The 26662-nt window shown below is 73.0% G+C and carries 26 protein-coding genes; 9 read left to right on the plus strand and 17 right to left on the minus strand.

Features of this window, described 5'->3' with window-relative positions:
* Positions 1-16: 16 nt before the first annotated feature.
* On the minus strand, positions 17-2854 hold the full coding sequence (locus AMK18_RS24465; RefSeq protein WP_073864506.1) for a penicillin acylase family protein: 2838 nt from the start codon (positions 2852-2854) through the stop codon (positions 17-19).
* Between the two features lie 229 nt (positions 2855-3083).
* On the opposite strand from AMK18_RS24465, the gene AMK18_RS24470 reads away from it, so the two are divergent.
* On the plus strand, positions 3084-3695 hold the full coding sequence (locus AMK18_RS24470) for a hypothetical protein (RefSeq protein ID WP_018103663.1): 612 nt from the start codon (positions 3084-3086) through the stop codon (positions 3693-3695).
* 48 nt (positions 3696-3743) lie between these two features.
* Here AMK18_RS24470 and soxR read toward each other — a convergent pair whose 3' ends face one another.
* Positions 3744-4265: a redox-sensitive transcriptional activator SoxR gene (gene soxR, locus AMK18_RS24475; RefSeq protein WP_018103662.1), complete on the minus strand. Its 522-nt coding sequence runs from the start codon at positions 4263-4265 to the stop codon at positions 3744-3746.
* Between the two features lie 127 nt (positions 4266-4392).
* On the opposite strand from soxR, the gene AMK18_RS24480 reads away from it, so the two are divergent.
* A complete protein-coding gene (locus AMK18_RS24480; protein WP_018103661.1) occupies positions 4393-4854 on the plus strand; it encodes a MaoC family dehydratase in 462 nt (153 codons plus the stop codon).
* A gap of 72 nt (positions 4855-4926) precedes the next feature.
* On the opposite strand, the gene AMK18_RS24485 is transcribed toward AMK18_RS24480, so the two are convergent.
* The 3 genes from AMK18_RS24485 to AMK18_RS24495 form a co-directional block, all read right to left on the minus strand.
* Entirely contained in the window at positions 4927-5550 is a 624-nt protein-coding gene (locus AMK18_RS24485) for a TetR/AcrR family transcriptional regulator (RefSeq protein ID WP_018103660.1), read from the minus strand.
* An 85-nt stretch (positions 5551-5635) separates the two neighbouring features.
* Positions 5636-5926 carry a YiaA/YiaB family inner membrane protein gene (locus tag AMK18_RS24490; RefSeq protein WP_198957074.1) on the minus strand — a complete coding sequence of 97 codons (291 nt, stop codon included), beginning with the start codon at positions 5924-5926 and terminating at the stop codon, positions 5636-5638.
* Positions 5927-5985: 59 nt separating this feature from the next.
* Entirely contained in the window at positions 5986-7137 is a 1152-nt protein-coding gene (locus tag AMK18_RS24495) for an acyl-CoA dehydrogenase family protein (RefSeq protein ID WP_073864507.1), read from the minus strand.
* Between the two features lie 65 nt (positions 7138-7202).
* Here AMK18_RS24495 and AMK18_RS24500 point away from each other — a divergent pair, with 65 nt between their 5' ends.
* Both AMK18_RS24500 and AMK18_RS24505 read left to right on the plus strand, forming a co-directional pair.
* Complete coding sequence (locus tag AMK18_RS24500) at positions 7203-7850, plus strand: TetR/AcrR family transcriptional regulator (protein WP_020207446.1); 648 nt, start codon at positions 7203-7205, stop codon at positions 7848-7850.
* A gap of 44 nt (positions 7851-7894) precedes the next feature.
* Positions 7895-8866, plus strand: a complete 972-nt coding sequence (locus AMK18_RS24505) for a DMT family transporter (protein WP_073864508.1) — start codon at positions 7895-7897, stop codon at positions 8864-8866.
* Here the strand turns inward: AMK18_RS24505 and AMK18_RS24510 are convergent.
* From AMK18_RS24510 to AMK18_RS24540, 7 genes are all read right to left on the minus strand, one after another.
* Entirely contained in the window at positions 8863-9942 is a 1080-nt protein-coding gene (locus AMK18_RS24510) for a Zn-dependent alcohol dehydrogenase (RefSeq protein WP_073864509.1), read from the minus strand. The genes AMK18_RS24505 and AMK18_RS24510 overlap by 4 nt on opposite strands.
* Positions 9943-9979: 37 nt before the next feature.
* A complete protein-coding gene (locus AMK18_RS24515; protein WP_073864510.1) occupies positions 9980-11374 on the minus strand; it encodes an aldehyde dehydrogenase family protein in 1395 nt (464 codons plus the stop codon).
* Between the two features lie 105 nt (positions 11375-11479).
* On the minus strand, positions 11480-12838 hold the full coding sequence (locus AMK18_RS24520; RefSeq protein WP_018103653.1) for an ABC transporter ATP-binding protein: 1359 nt from the start codon (positions 12836-12838) through the stop codon (positions 11480-11482).
* 138 nt (positions 12839-12976) lie between these two features.
* The gene (locus AMK18_RS24525; RefSeq protein ID WP_018103652.1) at positions 12977-13594 is read right to left on the minus strand and encodes a TetR/AcrR family transcriptional regulator; all 618 of its coding nucleotides are present in this window, start codon (positions 13592-13594) and stop codon (positions 12977-12979) included.
* A 40-nt stretch (positions 13595-13634) separates the two neighbouring features.
* Positions 13635-14945 carry a hypothetical protein gene (locus tag AMK18_RS24530; protein ID WP_079199339.1) on the minus strand — a complete coding sequence of 437 codons (1311 nt, stop codon included), beginning with the start codon at positions 14943-14945 and terminating at the stop codon, positions 13635-13637.
* Complete coding sequence (locus tag AMK18_RS24535) at positions 14942-15754, minus strand: hypothetical protein (protein WP_073864511.1); 813 nt, start codon at positions 15752-15754, stop codon at positions 14942-14944. The genes AMK18_RS24530 and AMK18_RS24535 overlap by 4 nt, the downstream gene beginning before the upstream one ends.
* Positions 15751-17892, minus strand: a complete 2142-nt coding sequence (locus AMK18_RS24540) for a right-handed parallel beta-helix repeat-containing protein (RefSeq protein ID WP_073864512.1) — start codon at positions 17890-17892, stop codon at positions 15751-15753. Before AMK18_RS24540 ends, AMK18_RS24535 begins: the two co-directional genes overlap by 4 nt.
* Positions 17893-18011: 119 nt before the next feature.
* Here AMK18_RS24540 and hmgA point away from each other — a divergent pair, with 119 nt between their 5' ends.
* Genes hmgA through AMK18_RS24555 form a run of 3 tightly spaced genes read left to right on the plus strand, consistent with a single transcriptional unit; the run spans position 18012 to position 21460 of the window.
* Positions 18012-19340, plus strand: coding sequence for a homogentisate 1,2-dioxygenase (gene hmgA / locus AMK18_RS24545; protein WP_073864513.1), 1329 nt, complete (start codon positions 18012-18014; stop codon positions 19338-19340).
* Positions 19341-19370: 30 nt separating this feature from the next.
* The gene (locus tag AMK18_RS24550; RefSeq protein WP_073864514.1) at positions 19371-20171 is read left to right on the plus strand and encodes a GntR family transcriptional regulator; all 801 of its coding nucleotides are present in this window, start codon (positions 19371-19373) and stop codon (positions 20169-20171) included.
* 8 nt (positions 20172-20179) lie between these two features.
* Positions 20180-21460, plus strand: coding sequence for a type ISP restriction/modification enzyme (locus AMK18_RS24555; protein ID WP_443333232.1), 1281 nt, complete (start codon positions 20180-20182; stop codon positions 21458-21460).
* Here the strand turns inward: AMK18_RS24555 and AMK18_RS24560 are convergent.
* The 4 genes from AMK18_RS24560 to AMK18_RS24575 form a co-directional block, all read right to left on the minus strand.
* The gene (locus tag AMK18_RS24560) at positions 21421-22083 is read right to left on the minus strand and encodes a TetR/AcrR family transcriptional regulator (RefSeq protein ID WP_241836637.1); all 663 of its coding nucleotides are present in this window, start codon (positions 22081-22083) and stop codon (positions 21421-21423) included. The genes AMK18_RS24555 and AMK18_RS24560 overlap by 40 nt on opposite strands.
* A 166-nt stretch (positions 22084-22249) precedes the next feature.
* Complete coding sequence (locus AMK18_RS24565) at positions 22250-22513, minus strand: hypothetical protein (protein WP_026171590.1); 264 nt, start codon at positions 22511-22513, stop codon at positions 22250-22252.
* Between the two features lie 195 nt (positions 22514-22708).
* A complete protein-coding gene (locus AMK18_RS24570) occupies positions 22709-23491 on the minus strand; it encodes an SGNH/GDSL hydrolase family protein (RefSeq protein WP_018103643.1) in 783 nt (260 codons plus the stop codon).
* Positions 23492-23657: 166 nt separating this feature from the next.
* Entirely contained in the window at positions 23658-24032 is a 375-nt protein-coding gene (locus tag AMK18_RS24575; RefSeq protein WP_018103642.1) for a GntR family transcriptional regulator, read from the minus strand.
* Positions 24033-24101: 69 nt separating this feature from the next.
* On the opposite strand from AMK18_RS24575, the gene AMK18_RS24580 reads away from it, so the two are divergent.
* The gene (locus AMK18_RS24580; protein ID WP_073864517.1) at positions 24102-25022 is read left to right on the plus strand and encodes a GNAT family N-acetyltransferase; all 921 of its coding nucleotides are present in this window, start codon (positions 24102-24104) and stop codon (positions 25020-25022) included.
* The gene (locus tag AMK18_RS24585) at positions 25003-25500 is read left to right on the plus strand and encodes a DUF402 domain-containing protein (RefSeq protein WP_073864518.1); all 498 of its coding nucleotides are present in this window, start codon (positions 25003-25005) and stop codon (positions 25498-25500) included. The genes AMK18_RS24580 and AMK18_RS24585 overlap by 20 nt, the downstream gene beginning before the upstream one ends.
* A 17-nt stretch (positions 25501-25517) precedes the next feature.
* Here AMK18_RS24585 and AMK18_RS24590 read toward each other — a convergent pair whose 3' ends face one another.
* Entirely contained in the window at positions 25518-26609 is a 1092-nt protein-coding gene (locus AMK18_RS24590; protein ID WP_073864519.1) for a methyltransferase domain-containing protein, read from the minus strand.
* Positions 26610-26662: the final 53 nt, after the last annotated feature.

The following is a 26662-nucleotide window of genomic DNA, read 5'->3' on the forward strand; positions in this document are numbered from 1 at the left end:
CCGCCCGGCCGCGGTGTCAACGGTGGCTCGGGAACTCCACCACCTGCTGGTACGTCGGGCGGTTCTGCCAGTGGATGGCCTTCTGGGCGATGCCGCCCAGCGCGCGGTGGATGATCGAGTCCGTGCACCACTGCTCGCCGGCCTTGCAGTTGTCGTCGGCCGGGTAGACCTCGGCCGCCGGCACCGCCGCCGCCTCCTTGAGCGAGGCGAGCAGCGCCGTACGGCAGGCGCTCAGGTCGCCGTTGCCGCAGTACGACTTGGCCAGCGGGCCCTTGACCTCCTGGCCGAGCACCTGGCGCAGGTCCTTGTCGGCGAAGCCCCACCAGCCGTACTGGAAGGCGGAGCCGCTGTGCGCCCCGCTCGGCCCGTGGCTGGCGGCCGGGGACTCGTCGGTGGCGAGGTTCGCGGTGAGCGCCCCGTACAGGTCGTCACCGAGACCGGGCCGGAACTCCGCCTCGATCAGCCGCGGCCACCAGGCGTCCATGATCCGGACCGCGTCGGCGTGCCCGTACGTGTGCGAGCCCGGGCTCGTCTCCTTGCGCTGGGCGCCCGACGCCCGCCAGGAGTCCAGCTGCTGGACCACCGCGTTCAGGTCCGGGTCGGTGACCGGCTGGGAGCGGATGACCTTCAGCAGCTCGGGCAGCAGCTGTTCGCCGCGCAGGTCGGTGAGGGCCGCGTCCGCCATGGCCCGGGTGAGCGAGGCGCGGGTCACGCCGCCCTCGGCGACGAGCTTGGACACCCGGTCGTCCAGCAGGTCGCCCCGGTGCACCGCGCTGAGCCCGAAGCCCGAGGCGGCGTACCCCTCGGCCTGCTTGTTGTTCCAGGAGATGTAGTAGTCCTGGCCGCTGGAGTGCGGGTGCTCGGCGAAGGCGGTGTACGAGGCGGTGTTGGCCGCCGGGTCGTAGCCCTGCCACTCGTACGCCTTCTCGGCGCGGACGGGCAGCGCCGGGTCGACGCCGGGCGCGCGCACCGGGTTCATGCCGCTGTTGTAGTAGGCGGCGGTGCGGGAGTCGGCGTAGAACCAGTTGAAGGCGTAGTCGATGCTGCTCGCCGCCTGCTGGAAGGAGGCCGCGTCGGTGACGTACGCCGGGTCGTTGAGCATCTGGAAGCCGATGATCGAGTCGGCCTCGTGCCGGTAGGTGGAGCGGAGCGTGGTGTACGCGACGGGCTTGCCGCCCACCGTGGCGCGGTGGGTGACGATGCCGTAGTTCGTGCGCCAGACCTGCATGCGGTACGAGCCCTTGGCGGTGGAGTCCGCGACGGTCGGCTTCCAGGAGTTGGACTTCTCCATCTTCTCCATCGCGGTGCAGGTGCCCCGGTAGAGGTAGTGCGTGGAGTCCTTGGTGGGCGTGGAGCCGTCGGGCTCGCAGAGGTCGATCGCGTACGTGTCGGTGATGTCCTGTCCGGCCGAGGTGGCGCTCCAGGCGTAGTCCTGGCCCCGGCCCATCTGGATGTACATCCCGACACCGGCGAAGGAGACGCCGCGCGCGCTGATGCCCGGGCCCTGGAGCTCCTGAAGCATCATCAGCTGCGGTGCGAAGTAGCCGGTCTGCGGACCGAACACGGCGACCGGGTGCCCGCTCGCGGTGCTCTTGCCGGACACCAGCAGGGCGTTGGACATCCCGCGCTTCTGGGCGCCGGAGCCGGACCCGGGCAGCGAGCCCTCCGGGATGACGCCCTTGTCGAAGATGCCCTGCGCCTTCTTGAGCGAGGCCGGTGCCTTGACGGGGGCCTTCACCCCGGTGCCCGCGGAGCCGGTGCGGTCGTAGATCAGGGGTTCGGCGGTGACCGAGCCCTGGTCCGGGAGGGCCGTGCCGACGGCCTTGTCGGGCTTGTTGGCGTACGGGAAGGAGGTGCCGTCGTGGATGGTGAGCACGGCCTCGGGGTCGTTGCGCTGGCGGAACGACTCCCAGACCTTCGTGCCCTCGGCGACGCCGTACTTCTGCTGCGCGGAGAGGAGCGACAGGGCCGCCTGCACCTCGCCGCCGCCCCCGCCGCCGAACTGGCCGCCGACGACCGAGGCGATGGAGATCAGGTCGGTGAGCTTGAACGGCTGGATCTCGCCGATGTTGGTGATGGCGTCGATCTTGCCGGTCAGGACGTACTCGCCGGGGAAGTAGCGGCCGTCCTTCGACTTCTTGCGGTAGGCGTTGATGCCGTCGACGTACGCCTGCGCGTCCGCCATGGCCTGTTCGCCCCTGGCCCCCTCATGGGTCCTGATGTATTCGACCTGGGCCTCCAGATCGGCCTCGGTGTACGGGGCCTGCGGCCAGAACTGCTGCTCCAGGCCCTGGTTGGCGAGGGCCCCGCCGGCGAACGAGGTCAGCTCGCCGCGCCCGATGTGCCGGAAGAGGTCCATCAGCCACAGCCGGTCCTGCCCGGCCGCGTACCCGGCGCCGAACTCGGTGCCGTAGCGCGTGGTGCCCTTGATGTGCGGGACGCCGGAGGACTTGTCGCGGGTGATGGTGACGTCGTCGCGCGGCGAGGTGACGGACTCGACCTGGTCCTTCGGGACGCCGAACGAGGCGTCGTTGAAGAAGTCGGTGAGCTTCTGGTCGGTGAGCCCGGTGTGCCCGGCGACCAGCCCGTCGTAGCGGTCGAGCTGGTCGTCGCTGTGCGCGGGGTGGGTGCCGAACGCCTTGTTGCCCAGGATCTCCACCAGGGTGGCGTTGCCGTTCGCGCCGGGCGGCAGGATGTCGTCGCACTGCCCCTGGCAGTAGTCGGGGACGGGATCCGCCTCGGCGGCGCCCGCGTGGGGAGCGGCGGCGAGCAGGGACGTACCGAGGGCGAGAGCCGCGGCGAGGGCGGCGGCTCTGGTGGTACCGGTGCGGGTCATACGGGTGCGTGGGGGCATGCGTACTCCTCCGAGAGGCCGATGCGCGGCAGGTTACTGGCGGTACGACCGGCCGGTAAGATGAACATCGGTCACCTTTTCCGAATCGCCACATGCCGCCGGATTCTGTGCGGCGTCTCATCTTTCGGACGCTTCGGCCTTTGGATGGAGCCGATCCGGGCAGGCGTACGTCCATCCCCTGACGCCGAAGTACGGGCGACGGAGTACGAGCGACGGAGGTGGCGGCTCAATGGCCGGTTTCCGGAGTCTGGCGAGACAGGTCCGCGACCCGAGAAGCGACCTGGCACTGCGGCGGTACTCGCTGCGCAAGTGCCTGGAACGCTTCGCCCCCTACGGGCACCGGGCGACCTGGGACCATCTGTGCGCACGGCACGGCATTGCCCCCGAGGACCGGGCCCCGGACCCGGTGCGGCTGGTGCGGGCACTGGACGAGCTGGAGCGGGCCCGCACGGTCTGGCTCGGTTACGAGGCGGGGTTCGCGGAGCGCCGCAGGCGGGAGAAGCACCGGGGGCTGCGCCGGCCCGGCGCCTTCGACGACTGGCACCGGCGCACCTGGGGCGGCAACGGCGTCGCGCGCTGCGACGACCCGGCGGTCCATCCCTCGGCCCCGCTCGCCGAGGTGCTGGCCCGTCTGATCTCGGCCCTGGAGGCGGAACCCGGGGCCGGCTGCCCGGTGTGCGGCAAGACGGGGATCACCTGGCGGCACGACCTGGACACCGAGCCGTGGTCGGGCCCGGTCTGCACGGGGTGCGGGATCGTGGTGCCGCAGCCGGTGCTCACCCCGGCGGCCCTGGCGCGGGCCCGCCGCGACCGGGCGGGCGAGCTGGCGACGGTGGCCTGAGACGGGATACGGGCGGCCCGCAGCGGGGGCCGCCCGGCACGCATCCGGTCAGCAGCAGCCCTCGGCGCTCTCCGCCGCACGGGCGGCCGGCGCGCGGTCCGCCTTGCGCTCCGCCCTGCGCTCCGGCATCAGGCGCGAGCCGCTGATCTTCTCGCCGTTGATGTCGTCCGGGTTGGACAGGACACAGGTCTCCAGCGAGAGGCAGCCGCAGCCGATGCAGTCGGTGAGGTGGTCGCGGAGCCGGCCCAGCTGCTTGATCCGGTCGTCCAGCTCGGAGCGCCAGGCGTGCGAGAGCCGCGCCCAGTCGTCGCGGTTCGGGGTGCGCTCCTCGGGGAGCTCGGCCAGCGCCTCGCGGATGGTGGCCAGCGGGATGCCCACCCGCTGGGCCGCGCGGACGAAGGCGACCCGGCGCAGGGCGTCCCTGCTGTAGCGGCGCTGGTTGCCGCTGGTACGGCGGCTGCTGATCAGGCCCTTGGCCTCGTAGAAGTGCAGGGCCGACACGGCGGCGCCGCTGCGCGCGGAGAGCTGGCCGACGGTGAGTTCGTGAAGTGTCTGCGGGATCTGGGGCACCCGTCGAACCCTACGTGGCCGGTCCCCCATGGGTCCGTCGTTGACAGGAACGCACCCGCGCACGATGCTGAGCAAGCGCTTAGAAAGCGTGGACGATCAGGAGAGCGTGAAGGGCAGGAGCAGGGACATGGCTGAGCCGAGGATCTTCGAGTCCGCGCAGGAGCTGCGGGACGGCGTGGGCGAGCAGCTGGGGTACAGCGACTGGCTGGAGGTCGACCAGAAGCGGATCGACCTGTTCGCCGACGCCACCGGCGACCACCAGTGGATCCACGTGGACCCGGAGAAGGCGGCGGCCGGTCCGTTCGGGAAAACCATCGCGCACGGCTATCTGACGCTGTCGCTGCTGCCGGTGCTCGTCCCGCAGGTCATGGCGGTCGAGGGCGCGAAGATGGGCATCAACTACGGCACCAACAAGGTCCGCTTCCCCTCCCCCGTGCCGGTCGGCTCCCGGGTGCGCGCGACGGCCGTCCTGAAGAGCGTCGAGGAGGCGGGCGGCGGCGTGCAGATCACCGCCGTCGTGACGGTCGAGCGCGAGGACGGCGACAAGCCGGCCTGCGTCGCCGAGTCGGTGTCGCGCTACTACTTCTGAGCCCGCGCCCGCGTGCGTACGTACGCGAACGCCCCCGGTCCCGCGCGAGGGACCGGGGGCGTTCGGCCGTGCTCAGCGCCCGGCGGCGACCATCCGCAGCACCAGGCCCGCGTACAGCTCGGCGACCTCGTCGGGCGTCCGGCTGCCCTGCGCGTTGAACCAGCGCGCCACGTCGATGCAGAGCGACAGCACCGCGAGCGTGGTGCCCGGCACGTCCGGTACGTCGAACTCGCCGGAGGCGACGCCCTCACCGATGATCCGGCGCACCACCGCGTCGGTCCTGCGGCGCAGCGCGATGATCTCGGTGCGGTGCTCCTCGCCGAGCGCGTCCAGTTCGTACTGGACCACGCGGGCGGTGGTGTGCCGCTCGGCGTGCCAGCGGACGAAGGAGCGCACGGCGGTGGCGAGCCGTTCGGCGGCCGTGCCGTCGCCGTCGGCGGCCGCCTCCAGCACGGCCAGGGCGCGGTCGTGGCCGATCCGGCTGATCCGGTGGAGCAGCTCTTCCTTCGTCTTGTAGTGGATGTAGAGCGCGGCGGGGCTCATTCCGGCGCGGCCCGCGATGTCCCGGGTGGTGGTCGCGTGGTACCCGCGCTCGGCGAAGGCGTCGACGGCCGCGACGAGGAGCCGCCGCGCGGCCTCGGGCGTCACCTCGGCCCACGGCGGGTCCTCGGCGTCGGTCTCCTGCGCCGTGCTCATCGTCGCTCGCCCCTCTCAGTCAGCAGGACGCACACCATACCCCGATCCTGAGCAAGCGCTTAGGGAAACTTTTCGCAGGTGGGCCTCAGAGCTTCTGGAAGGGGTCGTGCTCGGCGAGGATCTTCTCCAGCCGGGCCTGGTCGACCCGGCTGACCAGCTGGCCCGCCTCCTGCCGGTCCCGGATGACCTTGGCCAGCGTGAAGCAGGACGTGACCAGGTAGAGGACGCCGATGGCGAGGAAAGCGCGCACCCAGGCGTCGGCGTCGAGGAAGTAGATTCCGAGGGTCACCGCGGCCATCGCGATCCCGAAGGACGCGACGGCCTGCCCGAAGTAGGCGCCGGTGGTCTGCTGTTTGACCGGTGTCGTCTCACTCATGGCGCCCAGCATCCGGCGGTATGACGCACGCCACATCCGTTCGGATACTCAGAAGATACTCAGAACGCCGAAACCCCGGTCAGGGCGCGGCCGATGATCAGTTTCTGGATCTGGCTGGTGCCCTCGTAGAGCGTCATCACGCGGGCGTCCCGGAGCAGCTTGCCGACCGGGTACTCATCGATGTAGCCGTAGCCGCCGAAGACCTGGAGCGCGTTGTTGGCGGCCCGGACGGCGGCCTCGGAGGCGAACAGCTTGGCCCGGGACGCGGCGGTGGCGAAGTCCTGGCCCCGGTCGACGAGGTCGGCGACCCGCCAGGTGAGCAGGCGCGCCGCCTCGGTGTCCACGGAGATGTCGCTGATGAGTTCCTGGACGAGCTGGTAGCCCGCGATGGGCCTGCCGAACTGCTCGCGTTCACCCGCATATCCGACGGCCGCGTCCAGGGCCGCCTGGGCGATGCCGACGCAGCCGGCGGCCACCGACATCCGACCCTTGGCCAGGGCGGACATCGCGATCGAGAAGCCCTTGCCCTCGGGGCCCAGCAGGGCGCTCGCGGGCACCCGGACGTCCTCCAGGACCAGTTCGGCGGTGGCCTGGCCGCGCAGGCCGAGCTTGCCGTGGATGGTGCGGCGAGAGAGGCCCGGGGCGTCGGCGGGGACCAGGAAGGCGGAGACGCCCTTGTGGCCGGGGGTGTCGTTGGTGCGGGCGAAGAGGAGCACCACGTCGGCCCAGGTGCCGTTGGTGATGAACATCTTGCTGCCGTTGATCACGTAGTCGCCGCCGTCCCGCACGGCCCGGGTCGCCAGGCTGCCCGCGTCCGAGCCGGTGCCGGGCTCGGTGAGCCCGAAGCAGCCGACCGCGTCGCCCGAGGTGAGCCGGGGCAGCCACGCGCGCTTCTGCTCCTCGTCGCCCCAGGCGGCGACGGTCTTGGCGACCAGGCCGAGCGAAACCGAGACGATCCCGCGCACCGAGGAGTCGCCCCGGCCCAGCTCCTCGGTCACCAGGCAGTACGCGAGGTGGTCGCCGCCCGAGCCGCCGTACTCCTCGGGGACGGTCAGGCCGAGGAAGCCGAGGGCGCCGAGCTTCTTGACGATCGACTTGTCGACGTTCTCGGACCGGTCCCACTCGGCCGCGTGCGGGGTGACCTCGCGGGCGACGAAGTCCTTGGCGAGCTGCCGGACGGCCTCCTGCTCCTCGCTCAGCTCCAGGTTCATCGGCCGCACCCTCCGCCTTAATTAGCACTGCTAGTTTTCATCTGGCAGGGCCTACTATGTGCCGCATGGCCCGCCCGCGCAAGCCCCTCCTGAGCAGAGAACGCATCGTCGAGACGGCGAGCGCCCTCGTGGACGCCGAAGGGCTGGACGCGGTCTCGACCCGCCGCCTGGCGGCCGAACTGGGGGTCAGCGGGCCCTCGCTGTACAACCACTTCCGCAACAAGGACGAGATCCTGGACGCGGTCGCCGACGCCGTCTCGGCACAGGTCGACCTGTCGATGTTCGAGGAGTCCGACCCCCGGGACTGGCGGGCCGCCCTGCACGACTGGGCGGTCTCCTACCGGGCGGCGCTCGCCGCGCATCCGCACATCGTCCCGGTGCTCGCGCAGGGTCCCGGGCGCCGCCCGGCCGGTCTGCGGGTCGCGGACGCCGTGTTCGGGGCCATGGTGCGCGCGGGATGGCCGCCCGCCCAGGCCACGTACATCGGGGCGCTGATGCGCTACTTCATCACCGGCTCGGCGCTCGGCTCCTTCGCCCGGGGGTTCGTGGACGACGAGACGGCGTACGACCCCGCCGACTACCCCCACCTGGGCCAGGCGCACCTGCTGGCCGAGCGGCGGCAGCAGGTGGACGAGGGCGCCTTCGAGACGGGGCTGCGGGCGCTGGTGGACGGGCTCGCGCTGCAATACGTCCCGCCCCGGTCCGGGCGGTGACCCTTCGGCGGGCGCCGAACCTTCCCGGCCGTACGGTCAGGTCCATGACGACGCTCCCCTCCCCCGCCGCCGCGCGCCCGGCCGCCCGTGACTGGCGGGCCACGGCCGCCGCCTCCACCACCGTGGTCCTCTGGGCCTCCGCCTTCGTCTCCATCCGCAGCGCGGGCGACGCCTACTCCCCCGGCGCCCTGGCCCTAGGCCGGCTGCTGGCCGGCTCCCTGGCGCTGGGCACGCTGCTGCTCGTACGCCGCGAGGGGCTGCCGTCGCGGGCCGCCTGGCCGGGGATCGCCTGGTCCGGGCTGCTGTGGTTCGGCCTGTACATGGTGGTGCTGAACTGGGGCGAGCAGCAGGTCGACGCGGGGACCGCCGCGATGGTCGTGAACATCGGGCCCCTGTTGATCGCGCTGCTCGGTGCCCGGCTGCTCGGCGAGGGGCTGCCGCGCCGGCTGGTGCTGGGCATGGCGGTGTCCTTCGCGGGCGCGGCGGTGGTGGGGCTCTCCATGTCGGGACACGGGGGCTCGTCGGTCCTCGGCGTGCTGCTGTGCCTGCTGGCGGCGGTGGCGTACGCGGGCGGGGTGGTCGGCCAGAAGCCGGCGCTGCGGCACGGATCGGCGCTCCAGATCACCACGTTCGGCTGCCTGGCCGGGACGGTGGCGTGTCTGCCGTTCTCCGGGGCGCTGGTCTCGGACGCCGCCGACGCGCCGCTGTCCGCGACGCTCAACATGGTCTACCTCGGGCTCTTCCCGACCGCGCTGGCCTTCACCACCTGGGCGTACGCCCTCGCCCGCACCACCGCCGGGCGGATGGGCGCCACCACCTACGCGGTCCCGGCGCTCGTGGTGCTCATGTCGTGGCTGCTGCTGGACGAGGTGCCCGCCCCGCTCACCGTCGGCGGCGGCCTGCTGTGCCTGGCCGGGGTGGCGGTCTCCCGGAAGCGGACCGGTGGTGAGCAGCCGGGCGAAGCCCGCCCGGATGCTCACCACCAGCCTTCGCGCCGGAGGACCGCCGGGTCCTAGAACACCACCAGTGCCCGGCCGCCCTTGCCCGCGATCATGTTGTCGAAGGCGGCCGGGATGCCGTCCAGGCCGATGCGTTCGGTGACCATCATGGAGAGGTCGAAGCGGCCCGCCCGGATGTGGTCCGCCAGCACCGGCAGGTCGCGGGCCGGGTCGCTGTTGCCGTAGACGCAGCCGGTCAGGGCGCGGCCCCAGTGGAAGATCTCCAGGGCGTTGAAGGTGACCTGCTGATCCTTGCCGCCGATGCCGACGACCGTGGTGCGGCCGCCCCGGCGGGTGGACTCCCAGGCGCTCCGGATGGTGGCCGCCCGGCCCACGCACTCCACGGCCACGTCCGCGCCCTGGCCCCCGGTGAGCTTCCGGATGTCCCGGGGCGTGGTCTCCGAGGCGATGACGAAGTCCGTGGCGCCCGCCCGGCGGGCCAGCTCCTCCTTCTCCGGGGAGACGTCGACCGCGATGACCTGCGAGGCGCCCGCGATCCGGGCGGACTGGAGCACGGCGAGCCCGACGCCGCCGATGCCGAACACCACGACGGACTCCCCCGCACGGACCCGGGCGCTGTGGTGGACCGCACCGTAGCCGGTGAGCACCGCGCAGCCCAGGAGCGCCGCGTCGGTGAGCGGGATGCCGTCCGGGGCGGGCAGCACGCAGTTCCAGGCGACGACGGTCTCCTCGGCGAAGGCGGCGACGTTGAGCCCGGGGTGCAGGTCGGTGCCGTCGGCGGTGCGGGCGTGCAGGTCCGCCGCACCGGCCAGGGCGTTCGCGCAGAGCCACACCTCGCCGATGCCGCAGTGGTGGCAGCTGCCGCAGGAGGGCGCCCAGTTGAGGACGACGCCGTCGCCCGGGGCGACATGGGTGACGCCCTCGCCGACCGCCACGACAGTCCCGGCGCCCTCGTGGCCGAGGACGGCGGGGACGGGCACCCGCATGGTGCCGTTGGACAGCGAGAGGTCGGAGTGGCAGACCCCGGCGGCGGCGAGGCGGACGCGCACCCGGCCGGGGCCGGGCTCCGGCAGGACGATGTCGGTGATCTCCAGCGGAGCTCCGACGGCGGGCAGTACGGCGGCGCGGACCACGGACTGGCTCCTTGCTGATGGGTGGCTGGTACGGGACTCAGAACTGGAGGGACTTGGTCTGGAGGTATTCGGCCAGGCCGTGCGCGCCGAGTTCCCGGCCGACGCCGGACTGCTTGTAACCGCCGAAAGGCGCGAGCGGGTTGAAGCGGCCGCCGTTGATGTCGACCTGGCCGGTGTCCATCCGACGGGCGAAGGCCACGGCCGTCTCGTCGTCGGCGGCCCAGACCGCGCCCGCGAGCCCGTAGACCGTGCCGTTGGCGATGCGGAGCGCATCGTCCTCGTCCTCGTACTTCAGGATCGAGACGACGGGGCCGAAGATCTCCTCCTGGGCGATCGTCATCTCCGGGGTGACGTCGGCGAAGACCGTGGGGCTGACGTAGTAGCCGGTGGGCAGCGGGGCCTCGGGGCCGCCGGCGACGAGGCGGGCGCCCTCCTCGACGCCCTTCTCGATGTAACCGCGCACCCGGGCCTGCTGCTTGGCGTTGACGAGCGGGCCGACCCGGTCCCCCGGCACGTACTTGGCGACGGCCGCCGCCGCGAGTGCCACGGCCTCCTCGTACCGCTCGGCGTCCACCAGCATCCGGGTCCAGGCGCTGCACGTCTGCCCGGAGTTGGACATCACGTTGGCGACGCCCACGTTGACCGCCTTGGCGAGGTCCGCGCCGGGCAGGATCACGTTGGCGGACTTGCCGCCCAGTTCCAGCGCGACGCGCTTGACGGCGGCACCGGCCGTGGCGCCGATCTGCCGGCCGACCGCGGTGGACCCGGTGAAGGAGACCAGGTCGACGTCCTCGTGCGCGGCGAGGGCCTGTCCGGCGACCGGGCCCAGGCCGGTGACCAGGTTGAACACGCCTGCGGGCAGCCCGGCCTCGGCGACCGCCTCGGCGAAGAGCTGGGCGGTGAGCGGGGTGTCCTCGGCGGGCTTGAGGACGACCGTGCAGCCGGCGGCCAGCGCGGGGGCGACCTTGGCGACGATCTGGTGCAGCGGATAGTTCCAGGGGGTGATCGCGCCGACGACGCCGACGGGCTCCAGGTACACCGTCGAGTTGCCGTGCCGCTCCTCGAAGGCGTACGTGGCGGCGAGCTCGGCGTAGGTCCCGGCGACCAGGACCGGGAGGCCCGCGTGCACGGAGGCGGCAAGCGCGGGCGGGGCGCCCAGCTCGGCGGTGACCGTCTCGGCGATCTCCTCCGCGCGGACGCCCAGCACGTCGCGGAGGGCGGCGATGCGGGCGGCGCGCTCGGCGGGCGGGGTGGCGGCCCAGCCGGGGAAGGCGGCGCGGGCGGCGCGTACCGCGGCGTCGACATCCTCGGCGGTGCCGGCCGGGACGTGGCCGATGACCTGCTCGTCCGCCGGGTTCACGACCGCGATCGTGTCCGTTCCCGCGGCGGGCCGCCAGGCGCCGCCGATGTACATACCGTCGTGGGCCTTCATCGCTGTTCCTCCCGGGCACGGTGACGGACGGGATCGTCCGGAGCCCAAACTAGCGCTGTTAGTTTTCAGGCGCCAGAGACCCCCGTCACGGTCGGGCTCCCCCGTCTACATGTCCAGGCCCGGCACGTCCTTCGGCAGCGGGCAGATGCGGCGGCCCTGGTGGTCGAAGACGTACAGGTGCGCGAGGTCGACCAGGAGGGGCACCTGGCCGCCGGTGCGCAGCATCATGTCGGGCCCGGTCCGCACGACCAGGTCGCTGGCGGTGACGGCGGGGCGGTCCGGGCTGTGCATGCCCGGCGGCAGGTCGTCGGCCTCCGGCGCGTCCAGGACGGCGACGTTCCCGCCGACGTAGGAGCCGGCGCGCTCCCTGATCCGGTCCAGCATCCCCGTACCGCCCTGGCCGCCGCGCCGCCTGCGCACGGGTCCCCGGTCGGTGCGGGCCGATTCCAGCTCGGGGACCACGGCGGGCCGGGAGCCGGTGTTGAGGTGGACCAGCGCCTCGTGGCCCTGGTATTCGACGTGCTCCACGATGCCGCTGAGCGCGACCTCGCCCGGGCGGGCGTGGCTGGGCGGGGCGATCCGGACGGCCTCCGAGCGCAGGCCGACGATGATCGGGCGGCCCTGCTGGATGCGCAGGAGCTGGTGGTCGGGGCTGAGCGGTTCGGGCAGCGGAAGGCGCTGGCGGCCCAGGTCGATGGACATCCGGCCCTCCAGGGGCGCGTGCACCACGGCCTGGAGGAGGTTGATCCGGGGCGTCCCGATGAAGGCGGCGACGAACACGTTCTCCGGCAGGGCATACACCTCGCGCGGCGGGCTGACCTGCTGGAGGACCCCGCCGCGCATGACGGCGACCCGGTGGCCCAGGGACATGGCCTCGGCCTGGTCGTGCGTCACGTAGACGGTGGTGACGCCGAGTTCCTTGGTCAGCTGGGCGATCTCGGCGCGCAGGTGGTTGCGGAGCTTGGCGTCCAGGTTGGACAGCGGCTCGTCCATGAGGAACGCGGAGGGCTGGCGCGAGATGGCCCGCCCCATGGCGACCCGCTGGCGCTCGCCACCGGAGAGCTGGCCGGGCAGCCGGTCCAGGACGCGCTCGATCCCGAGCATCCTGGCCGTGTTCTCGATGCGCTCGTTGTGGTCCGCGCGCGGGTTCTCCAGCTTCAGCGGGAAGCCGATGTTGGCCCGGTTGGTCATGGTCGGGTACAGCGCGAAGTTCTGGAAGACCATGGCCATTCCGCGCTCGCGCGGGGTGAGGTGGTTGGCCGGTTCGCCGTCGAGGAGGATCTCGCCCTCGCTGGTGTCCTCCAGGCCGGCGATCATGCGGAGCACGGTCGACTTGCCGCAGCCGGAAGGGCCCAGCAGGACGACGAACTCGCCCGGGTCGATGGAGAGGGAGAGACGGTCGACGGCGCGCGGGGACCGTCCGTATGCCTTGCTGACGTTGTGCAGGGTGATGGCGCGAGTCATGTGGTTCCGCCCGGGAGGGTTCGTGAGGGAGCGGTGGGGAGCGGCAGCAGTGGCCCGAAATTAGCCCACAGCGCCCGGTGAGGGAATGACTCGCGCAAAGTTGGGTATCCCCCGGGCGCATTCACAGCCGGGGGAGGTTCAGTCGAGCCTCCGGGCGAGGTAGGCGTGGATGAGTTCGCGGGTCTCGGCGACGAGGGCGTCGTCGCCCGACGGGTCGCTGCGGAAGGCGAGTTTGAGCAGGGCGTCGGCCGCCTCCACGCAGACCAGGATGGCGCGCAGCAGGTCCGCGTCGGCCTCCCGGCCGAGCTGTCCGGCGAGGAGTCCGGTGAGCCGGGAGGCGACGCGCTGGTTGGCGTCGTCGGCCGGGTCCTCGTCGGGCGCGGGGGCGCCGAAGTCGACCAGGGCGAAGCCGGGGACGGTGCGCTTCATCGCCAGGTACTCGTCCAGTACGGCGTCGATCGCGCCGCGCCAGTCGGCGGTCTCGATGGCGGCCAGCCGGGCAGTGATGCGCTCGGCGTAGCTGTCCAGGTTGCGGCGGGCCAGCGCGTCGGCCAGGGCCCGCTTGTTGGAGAAGAAGCGGTAGACGGAGCCGATGGGCACCCCGGCCCGCTGGGCCACGGCCCGGGTGGACAGCTGCTCGTAGCCGATCTCGTCCAGGAGTCCGGCGCAGGCGTCGAGGATCCGGGCGAGGCGTTCGGCGCTGCGCTGCTGGACCGGGGCGCGGCGGAGGTTGTTCGTGTCGGGCACGCCTTCCATGATGCCGTGGACCTCCTGCGGCGGTGGCGGGAGCCCGGGCTCAGGCGATGAGCAGGGCGAGCCCGCCCACGGTGTACGCGATCATCAGGACGAGCAGCGGGAGTTGGCCGATGACGGCGCGCCGGGGCGGCATGAGCCGGACGGATCTGTCGTGCGCTGCGATGACCCCGAGGACGTGGCCGGTGACGATCGCGACGACCTGGAGGGTCGCGACGCCGCCCGGCCCGAGGGGCGGTTCGGGCACGGCGGGCCGGTCGGCGCCGAAGGCCAGGCGCATGGTGTGCGGGCCCTCGGTGGCGAAGAGCGTGAAGTAGTGGGCGACGAGGTAGCCGAGGGCGATCGGCACCAGTGAGTGGGCGAACGCGGTGAGCGGGTGGGGCAGGGTTCCGCAGACGAGCCGGGTGGCCCCGGCGCAGAGCCCGTACAGGGTGGCGACGAGGGTGACGGCGCCGAGCAGCCCCAGGGTGGCGGTGGTGGTACGGCCGAGCTCCGAGGTCTGCACGGTGGTGATCCAGCGCGGCGCGTCGGAGAAGCCGTCGTACGCGGTGGAGCCGAGCATCACGCAGACGGTGGCGACGAGTCCGGGGAGCCGGGGCGTGGCGTCGAGCCCGTTGAACGGGGAGCGGACGACGAGGCGGCCGTCGGCGGGGCGGCGGCCGAACGGGGAGAGCCTGCCGAGGAGGCCGGAGTAGACCTCGAAGGCGTCGGCGTGGTCGAACCAGGAGGCGCCGTACACCGCCGCGCCCGCGAGGTGGGCGGCCGCGTAGACACCGAGGAACACCAGCAGGGCGGTGGGCGAGGCGGGGTCGGGGGCGACGAGTTCCAGCCAGGTGAAGGCCAGGAGCCCGGCCGCGGCGGGCCACATCCCGAGGCGTACGGGGAGGGCGCGGCCGGTCTCCGGGTCCCGGCCCAGCGCCCGGCAGGCGAGGAGGTGCAGGGTGCGCAGGGGGTTGAGCGCCCGCCAGACGGGGCCGAGGAGCAGCGAGGCGGGGACGAGCCCGACCCACAGGAGGACGTAGACCGCGCCGGGTGCCGGGTTGCGGTCCGGGTCGGCGGGGCCGAGGAGCAGCCACAGCACGACAAGGAGCGCGGCGGCCAGGCCGAGCGCGCGGGCGGTGAGCCGGGTGGCGCGGGCGTCGGCCAGGCGCTGGACGGCGGCCGGGAGCGGGCGGCCCGCCGTGTCGCCCTTGAACCGCGAGTCCGACCACAGCAGGCCGAGCGCGAGGAACGAGACGAAGAGCGCGGCGAAGGCCCCGGCGAACGCGTAGAACGGCGAGAGGGGCAGGTCGTGCTGGGCCCCGATGCCGTGGGCGAGGACGCGCACGGCACCGGGGGTGGAGGTGCCCGTCACCGGACGACGAGCTGGGTCAGCAGGAGGTCCGACTCGTGGGTCTCCACCTCGAAGAGGCCGGTGCGGTCGGCGGTGAAGGTGATCGTGACGGTCCGTCCGGCGGGGAGCTTCGCCTCCTTGTCGTAGCCGTGGACGTGCAGGACGTCGTCGCGGTCGCTGCGGACCCGCAGGCGCACGGTGCGGCCCTTCTTGATCTCGGTGCGGCCGGGCGCGGGGCTCACCTTGCCGTCCTCGATGGCGATGTCGACGGTGGTGGTGTCGTCGTCGGGCGGGGCGGCGGGGCTCGCGGGAGAGTCCCCGAGCGTGGCGGCGGCCCGGACCGGGGCGGAGCCGACGGCCCAGGCGGTGTGGTCGTCGGCGTAGAGCCCCGCGGTGAGGTGGGTGCCGCCCCCGGCCGAGCGGAGCAGCGACTCGGGGAGGTGGAACCAGGCGCCGTAGACCCGGGCGAGCGGGTGGCCGTCCAGGAAGAGGCGGGCGTGCCCGCGTCCGGCGAGGGCGCCGCCGCCCACGCTGTCCGGGGTGAAGCGGAAGTTGCGCACGGTGAGGTGGACGTTCCAGCCGTCCTCCGAGTCGGGCCGGACGGCGAGGTCCACCTCGGGGGCGCCGTCGGCGTCGACCTGGCGGAGCCGGTGGCCGTCGCCGTCGTCGGCCTTCAGGAGGCGGCCGTTGCTGCCGGTGTCCTCGGCGTGGCTGGTGCCGGGCTTGTGGTGGGTGGTGGCCCTGCCCCCGCAGGCGCCCGCGCCGAGGACGAGGACGGCGGCGGTGAGCAGGGCGAGGGCGGGGCGGATCGCGGGGCGGGCGCGGGTCATGAGGGGTCGCCTTCCGAAGCGGTGGCGTCGGGCTTCGCGGAGGACACGGGCGCGGAGGACGCGGGCGCGGCGGACACGGGCTCCGGCACGGCGGCGTCATCCGGCCCCCTGCCGTCCCCGCCTTCGGCGCGCTCCGCGCGTCCCCGCTCCCCGTGCCGGGCGGCGGCCACGACGGCCCAGACGACCCAGACCAGGCCGAGCAGCCCCCGTACCCAGGCCGGGCTGAGCGGGATCCACGGGATCATGAACACGCCCTTGTCCAGCGCGTCGAGCAGCGTCAGCGCGCCCAGGACCACGGTCACCCAGCCGAACACCGGGCGCGCCGGGCGCAGCGCCAGCCCGATGCCGGTCCACCAGAGCCCGGTGAGCAGCAGGGCGAGGGCGGGGACGTAGCTGGCGGCGAGGCCCATGGTGGACCCGGCCACGTCGAGGCCGAGGCCGATGACGCCGAGGGCGGACGCGACCGTGGCGAGCCGGCTGGTCCGGAGCCGCCGCCACCAGAGCACCCCGCCGACGAGCACGAGGACCGCGGCGATGCCCAGGGCGGCCTGGACCTCGATGCGGGCGATGCCGCGTGCCCCGTACCAGTCGCAGCCGGCCGGGAGCCGCCGGGCGCGTACGTCGTAGTCGGCGCAGACCAGCAGCTGGGCGAGCTTGACCGGTTCGCCGAGGAGCCGGTCGGTGGAGCCGGAGACGTCGCCCCGCTTCGCGCCACAGCTGGGCAGGGAGCGCGGGGTCGAGGCGCCGGTGTCCGACTGCCAGCAGTTGCCGTCGCCCTGGCCGTCCCACCAGACGTCGGTGGCGTTGGGGCGGGACTTGCCGTTCTTGTCCTTGCCGAGGTGGTTGTCCGCGTACCGGTTGTGGTGCGAGGTGTCGGTCTGCTTGCCGAGGGCGTTCTCGCCGCGGATGAAGGCGGGGACGGCGCTCAGGAAGAACGCGGCGCGGTTCTGGCCGTAGATCCAGTTGTCCTCGTAGCGGTTCCAGTTGCCGCCCGCGGTGATGATGCCGGTGCCCGGGGGCATGGAGATCTGCGGGCAGACGACGCCGTCCTCGTAACCCCGCTCGGCGGGCGGCTTGGCGCAGGTGCCGTCGGCGACGTAGCGGTAGTAGTCGGCGTTGTTGTCGTGGATCAGGTTGCGTTCGAAGCGGGCGTGGTTCTGCGGGAGTCCGGGGTGGCCGGGGAAGGCGCTGTCCATCGAGGCGCCGCCCATGTTGTGGTCGAACTCGTTGTCGTGGACGTAGACGGAGTCGCCCGCGGTGCCGGAGTAGCCGACCATGCTGTGGTGGCTGCGGCAGCCGGTGATCTCGATCGAGTAGCGCGGGACGTCGTAGCCGTAGCCGTCGTTGATGTCGGAGGCGCTGCCCGGGTAGATGCCGGAGTCGCCGTTGCCGTAGGACTCGCAGTTCTTGTACAGGCCGTGGTCGCTGGCGAAGGTCAGGAAGCCGTACTCGTCGTTCCAGCGGGTGAGCACGTCGTCGATGACGAAGCCGTCCTGGGCGAGGACGTAGAGCGAGTTGAAGGTGGTGCGCTGGGCGGTGAAGTTCTTGAAGTAGATCCCGTCGGACTTGTCCGAGCGGATCGCGTTCAGCTTGCGGTACTTGGCGTCGATGACGACGTCCGTGCGGGCCGCGCCGGTGCCCTCGATCTGGAGGTCCTTCTTGCCGAGGATCGCCACCAGGTTCTGGTTGTGCGGGCACTTCGCCTGCTGCGCGTAGCTGAGGATCTGGTAGCCCAGCTTGGAGTCGGGCGCCTTGAGGCGGGCGCACTCCCCCTTCGGCGCGGGGAGCGAGGGCTCCTCCTCGTACAGGCCGGGCAGGATCGCGATGGTCTTCCCGGGCCCGTCGACGGCGTCGACCGCCTGCTGGAGGTGGCGGTAGCCGGAGGTGCGGCACCGTTCGAAGAGCGTGAGGTTGCGCGCCTTCAACGCCTCGGGGAAGCCCGAGATCCGGCGCTCGAAGTCGGCCCGGTCGGTCTTGCAGACCAGGAGGTCGGGCTCGCCGGTGCGGTACACGGGGACGCTGCCGGTGCCGTCGGGCAGGGTGACCGGCCGTTCCTCGTGCGCCTGGGCGGCGGGGGCCGCGAGCAGTGCGGCGGCGAGCACCGCCAGAACCGCCAAAAGTCTTCGTGTCCACGACATGTGCGGGAGAGTAGAGCATTGTTCAGCTTTTTGAACCCCTTCTGCACGACGAATGCCGTTGACGCGCCACGCTTCCATTCCTACGGTTGTGCATAGGATTCCTTCTGACGGGAGCGCACATGGGCGGCATCGAGCAGGCGAGGAAGACGGCGGAGGGGCTTGCGTACTCCACCGGATTCGGAAATCAGCACAGCTCGGAGGCGGTGCCGGGAGCGCTCCCGCACGGGCGCAACTCCCCGCAGCGCGCCCCGCTGGGGCTGTACGCGGAGCAGCTGAGCGGGTCCGCGTTCACCGAGCCCCGCGCCCACAACCACCGCAGCTGGCTGTACCGCATCCGCCCCTCGGCGGCCCACCCCCCGTTCGTCCGCACCGACAACGGCGCGCTGCGCACCGCCCCCTTCACCGAGACCGTGCCCGACCCGAACCGGCTGCGCTGGGACCCGCTCCCCGAGCCCGCGCCCGGGACGGACTTCGTGGCGGGCCTGTGGACGCTCGGCGGCAACGGCGACGCGGCGCAGCGCACCGGCATGGCCGTGCACCTGTACAGCGCCAACGCGGCGATGACGGACCGGGTGTTCAGCGACAGCGACGGCGAGCTGCTGATCGTCCCCCAGCACGGCGGGCTGCTGCTGCGCACCGAACTGGGCCTGCTGCGCGCCGAGCCCGGCCATGTCGCCCTGATCCCGCGCGGCGTCCGCTTCCGGGTCGAGCTGCTGGACGAGACCGCGCGCGGGTACGTCTGCGAGAACTACGGCCGCCCGTTCACGCTCCCGGACCTGGGCCCGATCGGCGCCAACGGCCTGGCCAACGCGCGGGACTTCCTCGCCCCGGTCGCCGCGTACGAGGACGTGGAGCGCCCGGTCGAGGTGATCAACAAGTACTGCGGCAACCTCTGGACGGCGACCTACGACCACTCCCCGCTCGACGTCGTCGCCTGGCACGGCAACCACAGCCCGTACGTCTACGACCTGCACCGGTTCAATGTCATCGGCTCGATCAGCTACGACCACCCGGACCCGTCGATCTTCACGGTGCTGACCTCGCCCTCGGACACGCCGGGCCTGGCGGGCGTGGACTTCGTGGTGTTCGCGCCGCGCTGGCTGGTCGGCGAGGACACCTTCCGCCCGCCGTACTTCCACCGCAACGTGATGAGCGAGTACATGGGCCTGATCGAGGGCGCGTACGACGCGAAGACGGCCGGAAAGGGCGGCTTCGTGCCCGGCGGCGGCTCGCTGCACAACATGATGTCCGCGCACGGCCCGGACCGGGAGACCTTCGACAGGGCGAGCGCGGCGGAGCTGAAGCCGCAGAAGATCGACGACGGCCTCGCCTTCATGTTCGAGACCCGCTGGCCGGTCACCGCGACCGCGCAGGCCGCGACGGCGGACCACCTTCAGCAGGGCTACGACGACGTATGGCAGGGTCTGAGCCGCAACTTCAGGCCGTAACCGCGCCCGCCCGGGGCCCGGCGACGACGCATGCAGGAGGATCAGGTGCCGCAGCCCGCCGCGAACAGCCCCGCGCCCCGGGGCACCGCCTTCGCGCCCGACTCGCTGGTCCTGAACCGCAAGCTGCCGCTGTGGTACCAGGTCTCGCAGTCGCTGCGGGCGTCCATACTGGGCCGCGCCCCGGACGCCACGCTGCGGCTGCCCACCGAGGAGCAGCTCGCGGCGCACTACGGGGTCAGCGTGCTGACCATGCGGCAGGCGCTCAAGGAGCTGGAGGCGGAGGGCCTGATCAGCCGGCACCGGCGGCGCGGCACGTTCATCGAGCCGCACGCCCGCCGGGGCTCCCCGGTCCGGCTGCTCGGCTCGATCGACGCGATCGTGGCCCAGCAGTCGGGCGAGCGCTCCACCCTGCTCGGCCACGGGCCGGTCCCGGTCCCGGGCGACGTGGCCGAGCACTTCCCGGGCTGCGCGGAGGTCGTCGGCTACCGCAGGCTGCGGTGCGACGGGACGACCGGCGAGCCGACGAACTGGGCGCAGAACTGGGTGCACCCGGAGGTCGCGGCGGACCTCGACCCGGCGGACCTGGACCGGTGGCCGATGACCAAGGTGCTGCGCGACCGGGTCGGCGTGCCGATCTCCCGGATCACCGACACGGTCGAGGCCCGCCTCGCCGACCCGGCCACCGCGGAACTCCTGGGCGTCCCGCTACTGAGCCCGATCCTGTACTACACGGGCATCACATACGACGAGGGCGGCCGGGTGGTCGACGTGGCCCGGATCCACTACCGGGGCGACCGGTTCTCGTTCTCGGTGACGGTGGAAGCGCACTGAGTCCTACGATGCCAGGGAAGGCGGCAGGCGGGGAGGACGACACGGTGGCAGCACCGGCAGCGGCCGGGTCCGGCGAGGGCCCGCGCGGCCCCCTCCTCGACGACCTCATGCCCTGGTCGGTCCGCCCGCTGCGCACCGGGCGCGCCTGGGTGACCGCCCCGGACGCGGCCTCCCTGCGGGCCCGCTGGGACCGCCTCGTGCGGGCGTCGGGCGAGGAGCGCGAGCGGCTGTTCGCCCCGACCCGCGCCCGTACGCAGCAGAGCGCCGTGGCCGCCCTGCCCGGCCGGTCCGGCGCCACCGGCCGCTTCGCCCGGGAGACGGGCCCCTGTCCGGAGCCGGTGCGCATCCTGCACGGGCCGTACGACGAACAGTGGCTGCTGCCCGACCACCGCCTGATCGACGTGGCCCGGCCCGAGCTGTGGCGGGTCGCCGACGACCACCAGCTCTTCCTGGTCGAGCACGGCCGGGTGCCCCACGATCCGGGCCCCGCCGTGTCGGTGACGACGCTGCTGCCCGACGGCCACTCCCCCGCCGGCCGCCCCGGCCGGGTCCGCCCGCTGTACCGCCGCCCCGGCGGCCTCGAACCCAACCTCGCCCCGGGCCTGCTGCCCGCACTGCGCGCCCGGTACGGGGACACGGTCACCGCCGAGTCGGTGCTCGCCTGGATCCTGGCGGCGGCCCGCCCCTCACCGGCCGGCTGCGTGGTCCCGCTCCCGTCGGACGCCGCGCACTGGGCGGAGGGGGTCGGGCTGGGCCGTGAGCTGCTGCGGCTCCAGCTGCGCGGGGCGCGCGGGGCGGAGCGCCCCCGGCTGCCGGGCGGGCAGCGCCCCTATGTGCGGGCGGCCGTCCCGCCGGTCCCGGTGTCCCTGGCGTACGAGGCCGAGGAGCGGGTGCTCGTGCTGGGCAGCGGCCGCGTCTCGCCGGTGCCCGCCGGTGCCTGGGACTTCCGGGTGAGCGGGGTGCGCGTCCTCGATCTGTGGTTCGAGCGCCGGGCGGCGGTGTGCGGGGCGCCGGGGGCGGAAGCGGCGGGGCTCGACGCGGTCCGGCCGCGCGCCTGGCCGCAGGAGTGGACCTCGGAGCTGCTGGAGCTGGTCACGCTCCTCGCGCTCCTCGCCGAGCTACGACCCCGTCAGGAGGCGTTGGCCGGGGCGCTGGCGGCGGGCCCGGGGAGCGGGGAGGACGAGCTGCGGGAGGCGGGGGTGCTGCCGGTCGGGGAGGCGGCGCGGCGGCCCGCCTCGGTCCTGGACCATCAGGAGGAGGGGCCGGACGGGCAGTTCGCGCTGCTGTGAGCGGGGGCGCCGGCCTGTTCGGCCAGGGCGGCCGGCCGGTCGAGGGTGCCGAGGAGGCGGACGAAGCCCGTCTCCAGGAAGGCGCGGAGCTCGTCCAGGGCGTCCGGCTCGTCCAGCGGCCAGCCGGTGGCCGCCTCCTCGGCGAAAGCGAGCCAGGAGCGGGCGGCCAGGGTGAGCCGGGGCGACGGCGCCATCCCGAGGCGGCGCTGCCCCTCCACGACCCGGCGGGCGAGAGTGGCGCGGGTGGCCTCCACGATGTCCCCGGCGGCGGGGTGGCTGCCGGCGGCGCCCCGGACGAGGGCGCGGTAGACCTTGCGGCGCCCGGTCACGTACGCGACGAAACCGGCGATGAACGCGCGCATCCAGGCGACCGGGTCCAGCGAGGCGTCCGGTGCGGTGGCAGCGGCGAACGCGTCGCATTCCCGGCGCACCACGGACCGGTAGAAGTCGCGCTTGGAGTCGAAATAGTGGAAGAGCAGGCCGCGCGATATGCCGGCCCGCCGGGCCACGGCATCGGTGGAGAGCTCGTCCAGGGAACAATCGGCGAGCATGTCCACGCCAATCGCCACCAATTGCGCCCTTCGCTCGTCGGGGCGCAGACGCGCGGCTCGCTTCTCGGGCATGGGCACAGTGTAGAAGTAGTTCGGCACCGAATTACCTCGGCACCCATGCGGGCCCGCCGGACACCGTGTGTGACCGGGTGCGGACATGGCGACGCGCCACTGCCGGCTCCGGGGATGACGGAAGAGCGGGCAGCAGCGCGCTGCGTGGATCGGGACCGCGGTCGGGTCAGTGGCGGCTGCCGAAGAGCGAGCGCCGCAGCCGGCGCAGTGGCGCGAAGAGCGACACCCGTGCGCTTCTGCTGCGCCGGGTGTGTCCGGCGTCGCGCGAGGTGAGCTCGCGCATCAGCAGCGTCGCTTCCGCCGCCTCACGCTGCGGCACGACGGGACCGCCCAGCACCGCGAGATGGCGGTCGAGGCGCGAACTCGTCGCGCTGCTCCCGCATGTAATGGCAGGCACGCGCGCCCTGCTGCGCACCGTTATCTGTTCCATGTCACTCCCCACCCGTACGAGGGCACTCGGCCCGGGCAGGTTAACCCTATCGCCTGCCACCGACACTCGTGTATCCCGGGAGCGGGATTGCGCACACATATACGGAGGTTGACGAGGCGTCGGCGAATCTGCCTGATCCCGGGGCGAGTTGGCCGACCGCTGGATGGCGCGCCCCTCGCGGGGCGCGCCATCACCCTAGTCGAGCGCGTTCAGAACCGGCAGGTAGCCGCCGGACTGCCCGGCGGCGAAGGGGTGGTACGACTCGCCGATGTTCAGCCAGTTGAGGCTGTGCAGCCAGGCGCTTCCGGAGCAGATCTCGTGCCCGGTGAAGGCGCTGGTGACGTCGCCGAAGCTGAAGCCGTGGTCGGCGGCGCGCTTGGCGGTGGCCGCGTTGAGGTAGTCGGCGGCGCCGTTGATGGCGCTGCGCACCTTGTCGCTCAGCCCGACGACGCAGCTGCCGCCGATCTTGTAGAAGCGCGGGTAGCCGAGGACGACGACATGGGCGGAGGGCGCCTTGGCCTCGATCGCGTCGTACACCGAGTCCAGCTTGCCGGGCAGCGTGCTGTCCACGTAGCTGCGGGCGGTGGCGATGCGGTTGAGGCAGGTGGACTCCGACTGGAGGACACAGGTCGTCATGACGTCGGAGAAGCCCGCGTCGTTGCCGCCGATGGAGATCGAGACGAGGTCGGTCGAGGAGTTCAGCGGCCCGAGCTGATTGGCGAGCACATCGCCCGTACGCGCCCCGGAGCAGGCCGTGAAGGAGAAGGAGGCGGGCGAGTGGGCGGAGGCCCAGAGGGAGGGGTACGCGAGGGTGCTGCGCTTGCAGTCGCCGCTGGAGCTGATGTAGCTCCCGGAGCCGACACCCGAGGAGTACGAGTCCCCGAGGGCGACGTAGTCGACGGACGGTGCGGCGTTCGCGGTGGCCGCCCCGGTCAGGGCGATGACGGCGCCGAGCAGGAGCGAGGACGAGAATGCCACAAGTCTGGACAGTTTCACGGAATCTCCCTTGAGCGACCGGCAGGATCTCTGCCTACTCAGTGGTAGCAGCGCGGACGGCCATTCCGGAAGTGTTCATGCCAAGTCAAACGGATGAGCTTTTGCCGACGGCACCGTGACGGCCTGTCAGCCGGTGACCACCCGGCTGTCAGTCGGAGAAGACCGCGCGCACCGCGTCCTCGGCGAGCTCCAGGGCGCGGGCGCGGGAGAGGCCGAGGCGACGGGCCTGTTCCGCGTACGTACGGGCCGCGGCGGCGGCGTTGCGGTCGGCGGTGTCTCCGGCGGCGGCGACGAACGTGCCGTTGCGGCCGCGGGTCTCGATGACACCGTCCGCCTCCAGCGCCCGGTACGCCTTGGCGACCGTGTTGGCGGCGAGGCCCAGCTCCTCGGCGAAGCCGCGTACCGTCGGGAGCCGGTAGCCGACCGGCAGCACGCCGGAGCGGGCCTGTTCGGAGATCTGGGTGCGCAGTTGCTCGTACGGGGCGGTGCCGGAGTCCGGGTCCACGGCGATCTTCAGGGTCACGGGCCGATTGTCCCCCACCGGCGGAAAATGGGAGGCGGACGGGTCCGGGGCGCGGCTAGCGTCCGGCGCATGACTGTCCTCGTACGCGACTTCCGGCCCGACGACGCCGAGGGGTGGGTGCGGGTGCGGCGCGCCGCCCTCCCGTACATGATCACCACGCCGGAGCAGGCCGCGGCCGAGCTCACCGGGGCCCCGGCGGCGCGGCGGTACCGGATGCTGGTCGCCGAGGAGGACGGCGAGATCATCGGGACGGCGCAGGTGGGCCTGGCCCATGAGAGCCCGGAGCCGGGGCAGGGGTTCTGCAATCCGTACACCCACCCGGAGCGGACCGGCCGGGGCGCGGGCACGCTGCTGCTGCGGACCGCCGAGGAGTATCTGGCGTCGGCCGGGGCGAGCTCGGTCCACACCTGGGTCCTGGACACGCCCGGCAACCGGGCGTTCGCCGCGAAGCACGGTTACACGCCGAGCCGCCCGGCCCACTTCCTCCATCTGGACCTGGCGAACGGCTCGCTGCCGCCGCGTCAGGAGCTGCCGGCCGGGGTCGAGCTGCGGACGGGCGCCGACTTCGCCGGTGATCCCCGCCCGCTCTTCGAGGCGGATGCCGAGGCCACGGCGGACGAGCCGAGCGACACGCCCGCCCGGCTGGACTCCTACGAGGACTGGCTCGCCGGGACCTGGAACGACCCCGGTCTCGACCACCACCTCACCTCGGTCGCCCTGGCCGACGGCGAGGTGGCCGCCTTCAGCGCCGCCCGGACCGACGGGGTGAGCCGCTACGGCTCGGCGATGACGGGCACCCGGCGGGCGTACCGGGGCCGCGGCCTCGCCAAGCTCGCGAAGAACGACTCGCTGCACCGGGCGCGCGCCGCCGGGTACACCGACGCCTACACCGGCAACGACGCCGGGAACGGACCGATGCTGGCGATCAACCGCTGGTTCGGCTACGACATCTGCGCCACGGAGGTACGCCATGCCCGCAGGCTCGACTGACTCCACTCTGACCGTCGTCCTGGTCAAGGCCGGAAAGACCAAGATCAGGTATCCGGCGGCCCTGGCCTCCGACGACGGCACCCGGGTGACCGTCCGGGCCCCCTGGGCCGCCCCCGGCGTCCGGGACTTCGGCTTCGTCCGCTTCGAACCGGGCGACGTCTTCACCGAGCACTACTGGCGGAACGCCTGGTTCGCGGTGAAGGAGGTCCGCACCGGCGCGGGCGAACTCAAGGGCTGGTACTGCGATGTGACCCGCCCGGCCGTGCTCCGGGACGGCGAACTGGTCGTGGAGGACCTGGACCTCGACCTGTGGGTGTCGGCCGACCGCTCGGAGATCCTGCGCCTGGACGAGGACGAGTTCGCCGCGAGCGGTCTGGCCGGCCGCGACCCGGAGGCGGCGGAGGCCGCGGCGGCGGCCCTGGACGAGTTGGAACGACTGGCCCGCTCGCCGGAGGGCCTGACCCCGCTGCTGACCTGAGCACCCGCGGCCCGCCCTCACCCCTCGCTCACCGGCAGCACCACCGCCCGGCGCTCGCCCTCCGGTTCGTATGCGATCGGGTCGCCGTCCTCGTGCCAGTGGATCAGGAAGCGCTCGCCCGCCCGGTAGCCTTCGAGGCCCGCGCGGCAGTAGGCGACCATGTCGTCGGGGAGCGCGTCGAGCGGATACCAGGCCAGCTCGGAGCACTTGTCCGGTTCGCGGTTGTACGGGGGCCGGGCGGGGTCGTACGCCACCTCGAAGAACCAGCCCGTGCGGGGACTGCCGCCCGGGCCCCGGTGCTGCATGACCAGCGCCACGCGCGGCTCCGCCGGGTCCAGGTCGAGGCCGATCTCCTCGGCCGCCTCCCGGATCAGCGCCTGCCGCACGTCCTCGCCGTCCTCCACATGGCCGGACGGGGCGTGCAGCAGGCCGTCCGCGTAACCCGTGCCGGACCGGCGGGCGAGCAGGACCTCGGGGCCGCGGCGGAGGATCAGGTGCACGTCGACCACCTCGGTGTGGCGGCGCGTCCCGCGCACGGGGGCGACCAGCGCGTACCGCTCGTCGTCCACGTCCTTGCCCCACAGATCGCGGTCGCCGGAGAGCCGTTCGTGGTGGACGCGCTCGGTGAGCGGGGCGAGCAGCGCGGTGAGGCGTTCGGCGGGGATTCCCGTCCCGTTCCACACGCCCTCCACCAGGACCAGCCTGCCGCCGGGGCGCAGCAGCCCCGCCCAGTGACGCAGGACGGCCGCCGGGTCGGGCAGCGTCCACACCACGTGCCGGGCGAGGATCACGTCGAACCTTCGGTCGCCGACGGGCGGCCGGGCCGCGTCCCCCACCAGCACCTCGGCGTCCGTACCGGCCAGCTTGGCGCGGGCCCGCTCCACCATGCGCGGCGCGCTGTCCACTGCGGTGAGCCGGTGGCCCTGCCCGGCCGCGAGCAGCGCCAGGCTCCCCGTACCGCAGCCGAGGTCGAGCACGTCGGACGGTCCGGCGGGCAGCCAGCTCTCCGTCCGCCGCGCCCAGGCGGCGCGGACCACCGGGTCGAGCAGCCCGTGGTCGGCCTCCTGGTCGAAGGTGTCGGCGAGGGAATCCCAGTCGGTCGTCGTCATGATCCGATCGTGCCAGCCGCCACTGACAATGCCCCTGCCCCGGCGAGGTGGGA

The sequence above is a fragment of the Streptomyces sp. CB01249 genome, from assembly GCF_001905735.1.
Lineage (GTDB): Bacteria > Actinomycetota > Actinomycetes > Streptomycetales > Streptomycetaceae > Streptomyces.